At 73.4% G+C, this 7,733-nt stretch carries 7 protein-coding genes and 1 pseudogene; 7 read left to right on the top strand and 1 reads right to left on the bottom strand.

Features of this window, described 5'->3' with window-relative positions:
* Window positions 1-242, bottom strand: a pseudogene (locus A3IG_RS33115) (RNA-guided endonuclease TnpB family protein); the annotation flags it as partial.
* Window positions 243-256: 14 nt separating this feature from the next.
* Between A3IG_RS33115 and A3IG_RS33110 the strand changes: the two are divergent.
* From A3IG_RS33110 to A3IG_RS0126725, 7 genes are all read left to right on the top strand, one after another.
* On the top strand, window positions 257-415 hold the full coding sequence (locus tag A3IG_RS33110; RefSeq protein WP_078500975.1) for an Arc family DNA-binding protein: 159 nt from the start codon (window positions 257-259) through the stop codon (window positions 413-415).
* 139 nt (window positions 416-554) lie between these two features.
* Complete coding sequence (locus A3IG_RS0126750) at window positions 555-1,625, top strand: LacI family DNA-binding transcriptional regulator (protein WP_051087656.1); 1,071 nt, start codon at window positions 555-557, stop codon at window positions 1,623-1,625.
* A 193-nt stretch (window positions 1,626-1,818) separates the two neighbouring features.
* Window positions 1,819-2,949 carry a LacI family DNA-binding transcriptional regulator gene (locus A3IG_RS0126745; protein WP_018386663.1) on the top strand — a complete coding sequence of 377 codons (1,131 nt, stop codon included), beginning with the start codon at window positions 1,819-1,821 and terminating at the stop codon, window positions 2,947-2,949.
* Window positions 2,950-2,980: 31 nt separating this feature from the next.
* On the top strand, window positions 2,981-4,627 hold the full coding sequence (locus tag A3IG_RS31475) for an FAD-dependent oxidoreductase (RefSeq protein ID WP_018386662.1): 1,647 nt from the start codon (window positions 2,981-2,983) through the stop codon (window positions 4,625-4,627).
* A gap of 154 nt (window positions 4,628-4,781) precedes the next feature.
* Window positions 4,782-5,864 carry a Gfo/Idh/MocA family protein gene (locus A3IG_RS0126735; protein ID WP_018386661.1) on the top strand — a complete coding sequence of 361 codons (1,083 nt, stop codon included), beginning with the start codon at window positions 4,782-4,784 and terminating at the stop codon, window positions 5,862-5,864.
* Window positions 5,861-6,616, top strand: coding sequence for a polysaccharide deacetylase family protein (locus A3IG_RS0126730; protein ID WP_018386660.1), 756 nt, complete (start codon window positions 5,861-5,863; stop codon window positions 6,614-6,616). The genes A3IG_RS0126735 and A3IG_RS0126730 overlap by 4 nt, the downstream gene beginning before the upstream one ends.
* The coding region (locus A3IG_RS0126725; RefSeq protein ID WP_018386659.1) for a glycoside hydrolase family 38 N-terminal domain-containing protein at window positions 6,609-7,733 on the top strand (1,125 nt) is incomplete at its 3' end. The genes A3IG_RS0126730 and A3IG_RS0126725, both read left to right, overlap by 8 nt.

The raw sequence follows: 7,733 nt of genomic DNA, 5'->3' as shown, positions 1-7,733 counted from the left end.
GCCATCGTGTCGCGGGCCTCGGTCAGCATCTTGTCGAGCTGGGCCGGGCCGCACGTCGTCTTCTCGGCCGTCCCCTGGTTCGCGGTGTGGACCTTGCGGGACACGGCCACGCACTCGTTCCACACCCACCGGCAGCGCGCCCACTCGGCGAGCAGTGCCGCGCGGGCGGTCGACGACACACGAAGCCGGTACGTGTACCGGGCATGCCCGGCATCCTCCCGGCGCATCGCTGGTGTCGCCATGGCATGTTTTTAGCATGGAAGACGAGAAGTGGATCTCTCTCCGCCTACCAACCCACCTGCACGCACGCCTGGTTGAAGCGGCCCGTACCGACCGGCGATCACTCAACTCCGAGATCATCCACCTCCTTGAGGTCGCGCTCGGCCCGGTGGGTGCAAACGACCAATCGCCCTGACGGCGACTGCTCTTTCCCTGCCCTGCTCCGCAGGAGTCCGATTCCTCCCCGGCCTGAAGGCCGGGGCATCATCGGAGCGATTTGGTGAGCCCTGCTCGGGGTCGTGGGAAAACGCTTTCAGCCCAGCTATCGTAGGCCCATGCCCAGTGACGTCAATCGCCGAAGCACCCGGTCCCGGGTGACGTCCGCCGTGACGCTCCAGCAGGTGGCCCGGGACGCGGGGGTCTCCCTCGCCACGGCTTCGCGCGTCCTGAGCGGCAGCGACCGCAACGTCAAGCAGGAGCTCCAGGACCGCGTCCTCGAGGCGGCGGCCCGGCTGCGGTACGTCTCCAACGCGCCCGCCAGGGCCCTGGTCCAGTCCACCACCTCGCTGGTCGGGCTGGTCGTCCACGACGTGCGGGACCCGTACTCCGCCGCGGTGACCTCCGGTCTGATGGAGGTGGCGCGGGACCACAAGCTGCTGGTGATGGTGGGTCCCGCGTACCACGATCCGGCGCTCCAGACCGAGTACGTGGCCCGGCTGCGCGCCCAGCGTGCCCGTGCCATCGTGCTCGCGGGCTCGGGGTTCACCGGGGGGACCACGGAACTGGCCCGGGAGGTGGAGGCCTTCACCGCCCAGGGCGGCAGGGTCATCGCGGTGTCCCACGAGGGCCTGCCGGTGGACACCCTCACCCCGCGGTACCGGGACGGAGGGCGGGCCGTCGCCCGGCACCTCGCCTCCCTGGGCCACACCGAGGCCGGGGTCGTCTGCGGTCCGACGGGTCTGGTGGCGGTGCAGGAACGGCTGCGGGGCTTCGTGGAGGCCGCCGCCGAGCTGGGGCTGACCGTCCTGGACAAGCACTGCGTGGAGGCGGAGTGCACCCGGGACGGGGGGCGCGCGGCGACGATCCGGCTCTTCCGCCGGGCCCCCGAGCTGAGCGCCGTGTTCGCCCTCGACGACGCGATGGCCCTGGGGGTGCTCGCCGCGCTCCGCGACGACCTCGGGCGCATGGTGCCGGACGACGTCTCGGTCATCGGGTACGGCGACTTCCCCCTGGCCGAGGACGTGACGCCGTCCCTCACCACGGTGCACCTGCCGCTGGAGGAGATCGGCCGCAGGGCGCTGTCGCTGGCCCTGGGCGACGCCCCGGCCTCCCCCCGGCAGCTCACCGTCCCCACCCGCCTGGTGGTGCGGGCCAGCACGGCGGCGCCGCACCCCCACGGGTCGTAGGGCGCGGGGCGCGCCGGCGGTTGGGCCTTCGGTTCCTCGACTCGACCCGGTAATTGATGCATTAACTATCTCCATGACGCATCTTGTTGGGCAACATCTCGAGGTTCCTTGAGTAACACCCTTGAAATAGCGCGTTAACTACCGCCATGCTGACTCCCGCGTGCAGTTGATGCGTTAACTTGAGGCGGTGGCCATGGGGACCCCTCGTCCCAAATACGAACAGATCAAGGCGGAGCTACGGGCCGAGGTGGCATCCGAGCAGTACGAGCCGGGCTCTCCCTTCATCACCCAGAACCAGGTGCGCGCACGCTTCGGCGTCAGCTCCACCACCGCGGTGCGGGCGCTCAACGACCTGGTGAACGAGGGACTCCTGGTGCGCCACCGGGGACGCGGCACCTTCGTCGCGGACCGCACCGCCGCGCCCGCCGCGGAACGGCAGCGCACCGGCGCCGTGGCCTGCGTCCTCGGCAGCCACGGTCCGCACCAGACGGCGTTGCTGCGCGGCCTGGAGTCCGGCTGTGTCGAACGCGGGATGCGGCTGCACTACGCCGACCACGAGGGTTCGGTCGCACGTCAGGCGCAGGCGCTGCGCCAGGCGGTGGAGGACGACGTCAACGGCGTGGTGCTCTACCCCGTCGAGGGCCCTCCCGACGTGGCCCTCATCGAGGAGCTGCGCCAGCACCGGATGCCCCTGGTCCTGGTGGACCGCTACTTCCCCGACCTGCCGCTCGACGTGGTGACCGCGGACAACTTCACCGTCGGCCACTGGCTCACCGAGCAGCTCATCTCCTTCGGACACCGGCGCATCGCCACCCTGTGGGGCGAGACGGACTGCACCAGCGTCCGCGACCGGATGTCCGGCCACCAGCAGGCGCTGCGCGCCCACGGCCTGCCGATCCTGCCCCGGCTGACCGCGCTGCGCTCGTTCAACAACCTGTCCGACCACGAGCGCCGCGCCCTGCTCCAGTCGTTGCTGGAGTCGGACCAGCCCCCCACGGCGTTCCTGTGCTCCCAGGGATTCATCGTCGCGACCGTCGCCGCGGACCTGGCCACGCTCGGTGTCTCGGTGCCCGACGACGTGGACCTCGCCGGCATGGACGACGCCGGCCCCTACGACGTGCTGCCGCTGACGACGGTGGCCGCCGCGCTGCCCTCGCGGGACATGGGGGTGCGGGCGATGGAGCTGCTCGCCACCCGCATGGCGGAGCGGGCCGCGGGCGAGGACCCCTACCGCAGCGCCGAACAGGTGGTGCTGCCCGTCGCTTTCCGCACGCGGGAGTCCGCGGCCGTCCGTCTGCGCACCGTCGCGGCCCGGCAGTCGTAACGGTCCCCCGAGCCAGGAGGAGGAGACCACCATGACCGGCACTTCCACACGTCCCGGCCGGACCGGCGGCACCATGGACACCGACGTCCTCGTGGTCGGCGCCGGGCTCGGCGGCCTGGCCGCCGCGCTGACCGCCGCCCGCTTCGGACACCGGGTCGTGCTGACCGACGAGTCCGACTGGCCGGGCGGCTCCCTGACCGCCCAGGCCGTTCCGCTCTCCGACGACCACCGCATCGAACTCGACCCCGTCTCCCCCGGCTACCTCGACCTGCGGAACCGGATACGCGACTACTACCGGCGCAACTACCCGCTGCGCCCGCAGCCGTACGGCGACCCGCTGCTCGACCCGGGACTGAGCACCACCGGCCACCTCAGCCACGAGCCCACGGCGGCCCTCGCCGTCGTCCGGGAACTCCTCGCCCCGCACCAGGCGTCAGGCAGGATCACCCTGCTGACCGAACACCGGCCGGTGGCCGCCCAGGTGGACGGCGACCGGGTGGAGGCGGTCACGCTGGAGTCCCCCGACGGCACCCGCCGCGCGGTGACGGCCCGGTACGTCATCGACGGCACCGACCTCGGGGACCTGCTCGAGCTCGCCGGGGTGGAGCACGTCACCGGCGCCGAGTCGGTGGAGGAGACCGGCGAGCCCCACGCCCGTCCGGTCGCGGCCCCACGGGACCAGCAGGCCGCGTCCTGGGTCGCCGCCATCGACATCCGGCCGGGCGAGGACCACACCATCGCCCGCCCCGCCGGCTACGCCCGCCACCGTGCCGGGTTCTCCTGGGCGGAGACCGACCCCGCCACCGGATCGGTGCGCGAGGTCCCGTTGTTCGCGCACGCCCTCGACGAGATCCCGCAGTGGGCCGCGCCGCCCAACGACCGCTGGCACCAGCGCCGCGTCCTGGCCCGGGGCCAGCACGTCGCCGGCGCCTTCGACAGCGACATCACCCTGGTCGACTGGCCGCAGACCGCCTGCACCGCGCTGCCGTTGACGGGCGTGGACCAGGCCGGCCGGGCGCGGGCCGAACAGGAGGCGCGGGAGCTGACGCTGTCGTTCCTGTACTGGATGCAGACCGAGGCACCCCGGCACGACGGCGGTCAGGGGTACCCGGAGCTGTGCCCGAGGCCGGACGTGACCGGCACCCACGACGGCCTCGCCAAGCGCCCGCACGTCCGCGAGGCCCGGCGCATCCGCGCCGAGTTCACCGTCCTTGAGCACCACCTGACCGCCCAGTCCCGGACCGGTACCGACGGCGCGGAGTTCTTCCCGGACAGCGCCGGGGTGCTCAGGGCCCGGCTGACGCTGCGCCCGGGCACCGGCGGGGGGACGCCGCTGGACCTGGAGTGCCTGCCGTTCCAGTTGCCGCTCGGCGCGCTGCTCCCGGTGCGGGTGGACAACCTCCTGCCGGCCGGGACCAACCTGGGCGCGACCCACCTCAGCGCCAGCGTGTTCGCCGGGCACGCCGGGCAGTGGGCGGTCGGCGAGGCCGCCGGCACCCTGGTGGCGTACTGCCTGGACCACCGGGTGCCACCGCGGGCCGTCCGCTCCACCGAGCGGCACCTCGCCCAGTTCCAGGCCCGCCTGACCGACGCGCTCGACCTCAGCCTCGACTGGCCGGTGCCGCTGCGGACCGGCCCGGTGAGCAGCGCGGGACGGCCACACGCCGCCGCCCTGTGACCACCGCGGGCAGACCCCCGCCCGCCCCCGTTCCCCNCCGCCCGCCACCCGGGCCCTCCCGACGCCCCCGCCCCATCCCCGTGGGGGCGTGCCCCCCACCCGTTCCCCCCGTCTCCCCCGGCATCCGCCCTCCTCCTCCCGGGACCACTCCGCCATGCCTTCTCCCTTCCGCACGCTCTTCGTCGGCGTGGGGCACATCGCCCGCGCCGTCCACATGCCCGCCTTCCGGCAGCTCGGTGACGACTTCGAGGTGGTGGGCGCGGTCGATGTCGAACCGGCCGCCGCCAAGGCGTTCGCCGAGGAGTTCGACCTGCCGCACCACTCCACCGACCTCGAGGCGGCCCTCGCCGCCACCCGCCCCGACCTGGTGGTCATCGCCTCTCCCCCGTTCGCGCACCGCAGGCAGACCGTCACCGCGCTGCGCGCCGGTGCCTGGGTGTGGTGCGAGAAGCCGCCCGCGCTCTCGCTGGCCGAGTACGACGCCATGACGGGCGCCGAGGGACCCGGCGGGCCGTACGCCCCCATCGTCTTCCAGCAGCGGTTCGGCTCGGGCGCCGAGCACGCCAGGGACCTCATCGCGTCCGGGGAGTTCGGGCCGCCCCTGGTGGCGCACTGCCAGACCACCTGGTACCGGGACGACGGCTACTACTCCGCTCCGTGGCGGGGGCGGTGGGAGACCGAGGGCGGGGGTCCCACCCTCAACCTGGGCATCCACCAGACCGACCTGCTGCTCGAACTGCTGGGCCCGTGGGTGGAGGTGCGGGCCATGGCCGGCCGCCTGGCGCGCCCGATCGCCACCGAGGACGTGTCCACCGCCCTGGTCCGCTTCGCCTCCGGTGCCCTGGCCACCGTGGTCAACAGCGCCCTGTCCCCGCGCGAGGTCAGCCACCTGCGGATCGACCTGCGGGACGTCACCATCGAACTGGACCACGTCTACGGGTACGCCAACGCCGACTGGAGGTACACGCCCGCCCGTGGGGTGGACGCCTCCCGGATACCGGTTCCCCGCGACGACGTGCCGAGCTCCCACCTCGCCCAGCTCCGGTCGCTCCTCGCCGACCTGCGGGCCGGGCGCCGCCCGCGGGCCAGCGGCGCGGACGGCCGGCGTTCCCTGGAGTTCGTCACCGCGCTGTACAAGGCGGCCCTGACCGGGCGGTCGGTGCGGGCGGGTGAGATCGTGCCGGGCGATCCGTTCTACGCGGCGCTGCACGGGGGCGTCCCGGGGTGGGCGTCGTGAGCGCCGTCGCCGCCCCGGCGGCCCGCGGGCTGCTGTTGACGTTCGACGACCGGCACGTGCGGGAGTGGGACGCCGTGCGGCCCCTGCTGCGGGAGTACGACGCGCGGGTCACGTTCTTCGTCTGCGAGCCTGACCGCCTCGACCGGGACGAACGGCGGCTGTTGCGCGGCCTGGCCGACGACGGGCACTCCATCGGTTGCCACGGGCTGCGGCACCGGCGCGCACCCGGGTTCATCGCGGAGCACGGCGAGCGCGCCTACCTGGAGCAGGAGGTCCTGCCCTGTCTGGCGGAGCTGCGGGCGCTGGGCTGCCGGGCGGACAGCTTCGCCTACCCCAACTCCGACCGTGACGAGCGGTCGGACCGACTGCTGCTGACGCTGTTCTCCCGGCTGCGCGCCGGGGCGCCCGGCGCCGGCCGCGCCGACCCGGCCCTCGCCGACGCCCTGCACGTCCCCGGGGAGGAGATCGCCTCCCGGCGGGTGCTGCCCAGCACGTCCGCGGACACCGGGCGCGGCGCGGCGCTCCACGGGAGCGACCTGTCCGGAATCGAGGCGTCGCTGACCAGGGCGTCCCGGCAGGGCGGTTTCGTGACGCTCTACGTCCACTGCGTCTCGGACGGCCACCCCCATGCCAACTACGTCACCCCCGACCACCTGAGGCGGTTGCTCGGCCGCGCCGCCGCCGTAGACCTTCCGCGCCTCGGTTTCGACGATCTGCCCCCGACCAGCAAGGACTGTGCCACCGATGCATGATGACCGGATTCTGACCGAGGAACGTCTCCGGCGTGTCCTCACCGAGCGCCTGCGACCCGCCGTGCACCGCCAACACCTGCCGCTGACCGCGGAGGTGTGGCACGTGCCCGGTGAGCCGGTCCCGTTCACCGACGCGCTGCGCGCCCCCTACTCCCCGGTCGCCGTCGGTGACCCGTGGGGGCCCGCGTGGGGGACGAGCTGGTTCCGGGTCACCGGCCGGGTCCCGCGGGACTGGGCGGGGCTGACCGTGGAGGCGGTGCTCGACCTGGGGTTCGCCAGGGACCGCCCGGGTTTCTCCGCGGAGGCGCTGGCCCACCGGCCGGACGGGGGCGTGGTCAAGGCGCTCAACCCGTGCAACACCTGGCTGCGGGTGGCCGCTCCGGCGGCCGGCGGCGAGGAGTTCACCTACTACCTGGAGGCCGCGGCCAACCCGGAGATCCTGGACGGCGTCACCGAGCTCGGTGACCGGCTGACCGCGGGCGACGAGCCGCTGTACCGGGTGGAGGGCCTCCACCTGGCGGTTTTCGACCCGGTGGTGTTCGAACTCGTTCACGACATCGATGTCCTGGACGGGTTGATGCACACCCTGCCGCTGTCCTCGTCGCGCCGCTGGGAGATCCTGCGGGCCCTGGAGCGCTGCCTGGACACCCTGGACCTGGACGACGTCGCGGGCAGCGCCGCCGCGGCCCGGGAGCGCCTCGCGGGGGTCCTGGCGTCACCGGCGCACGCCTCCGCGCACCGGGTGTCCGCGGTGGGTCACGCGCACATCGACTCGGCGTGGCTGTGGCCGCTGCGGGAGACGGTGCGCAAGGTGGCCCGCACCACGTCGAACGTGGTGGCGCTGATGGACGACCACCCCGAGTTCGTCTTCGCCATGTCCCAGGCGCAGCAGTTGGCGTGGCTGCGCGAGCACCGCCCGGCCCTGTTCGAGCGGGTCAGGGCGAAGGTGGACGCCGGGCAGTTCGTTCCGGTGGGCGGCATGTGGGTGGAGTCGGACACCAACATGCCCGGTTCGGAGGCGCTGGCCCGGCAGTTCGTGCACGGCAAGCGGTTCTTCCTGGAGGAGTTCGGGATCGAGACCGAGGAGGTGTGGCTCCCGGACTCCTTCGGCTACTCC

It is taken from the genome of Wenjunlia vitaminophila DSM 41686, assembly GCF_000380165.1.
GTDB classification, from domain to species: Bacteria; Actinomycetota; Actinomycetes; order Streptomycetales; family Streptomycetaceae; genus Wenjunlia; species Wenjunlia vitaminophila.
The sequence above is the reverse complement of the archived record's forward strand: the minus strand, read 5'-3'. Positions and strand labels throughout refer to the sequence as shown.